This is a genomic window from Cupriavidus sp. HPC(L), from assembly GCF_000307735.3.
Taxonomy (GTDB): Bacteria; Pseudomonadota; Gammaproteobacteria; order Burkholderiales; family Burkholderiaceae; genus Cupriavidus.
Genome location: NZ_AMPR02000399.1, coordinates 1 through 1,207, shown reverse-complemented (window position 1 = coordinate 1,207; position 1,207 = coordinate 1). Strand labels below are relative to the sequence as shown.

Annotated in this window: 2 protein-coding genes; both read right to left on the bottom strand. The window is 65.4% G+C overall.

What is annotated here, in order from left to right; all coding sequences use genetic code 11:
- Positions 1 to 210, bottom strand: a 210-nt coding sequence (locus B551_RS18360) for a biotin/lipoyl-containing protein (RefSeq protein WP_023264743.1), incomplete at its 3' end; no start/stop codon positions are given.
- Positions 211 to 234: 24 nt separating this feature from the next.
- On the bottom strand, positions 235 to 1,207 hold a 973-nt coding region (locus B551_RS18355), incomplete at its 5' end, for a dihydrolipoyllysine-residue acetyltransferase (RefSeq protein WP_023264742.1).

Here is a 1,207-nt window from a genome sequence, read left to right as displayed (position 1 = left end):
GTCCTTGGCGACCTTGTCGCCGACCTTGACCTTGACCTCGACGACCTTGCCGGCCGCCGACGACGGCACGTCCATGCTGGCCTTGTCCGACTCCAGCACGATCAGCGACTGTTCCTGCTCGATCGTGTCGCCCGGCTTGACCAGCACCTCGATCACTTCTACCGCGTCGAAATCGCCGATGTCCGGCACCTTGACTTCGATCACACTCATGCTTTGCTCCTGTGGCCGGGCCGCTTACAGCAGAATGCGGCGGAAATCGGCCAGCAGCTGACCGAAGTAGGTATTGAAGCGGGCCGCCTCGGCGCCGTCGATCACGCGGTGGTCCCACGACAGCGACAGCGGCAGCGTCAGGCGCGGCACGAACTGCTTGCCGTCCCAGACCGGCTTCTGATACGACTTGCAGACGCCCATGATGGCCACTTCCGGCGCATTGATGATCGGCGTGAAGTAGGTACCGCCCAGGCCGCCGAGCGACGAGATCGAGAAGCAGCCGCCCTGCATCTGGTCGGGCTTGAGCTTGCCCTCGCGCGCCAGCTTGGCCAGTTCCGCCATCTCCTGCGCGATCTCGATCACGCCCTTCTTGTCGGCGTCCTTGATCACCGGCACGACCAGGCCGTTCGGCGTATCGGCGGCGAAGCCGATGTTGAAGTACTTCTTCAGGACGAGGTTGTCGCCGTCGAGCGAGGCATTGAAGTTCGGGAACTTCTTCAGCGCGGCGACCGTGGCCTTGATCATGAAGGCCAGCATCGTGACCTTGACGCCCTGCTTCTCGTATTCCTTGTTCAGCTGCACGCGGAACGCTTCGAGCTCGGTGATGTCGGCCTCGTCGTGATTGGTCACGTGGGGGATCATCACCCAGTTGCGATGCAGGTTCGCGCCCGAAATCTTCTTGATGCGCGACAGCGGCTTGCTTTCGATCTCGCCGTAGCGGGTGAAATCGACCTTCGGCCACGGCAGCAGACCGAGTTCGCCGCCACCGGCACCAGCGGCCGCTTGCGCCGGCGCAGCGGCCTGCCCGGTCATCACGCCCTTGACGTAGCGCTGCACGTCTTCATGGGTGATCCGGCCCTTCGGACCGGAGCCCGGCACGCGCGACACGTCGACGCCGAGTTCGCGCGCGTACTTGCGCACCGACGGGCTGGCATGCGCGGCCTTGCCGCTGACGCCGGCCGGCGCGGCCTGTGCCGCCGGAGCCGGCGCAGGGGCC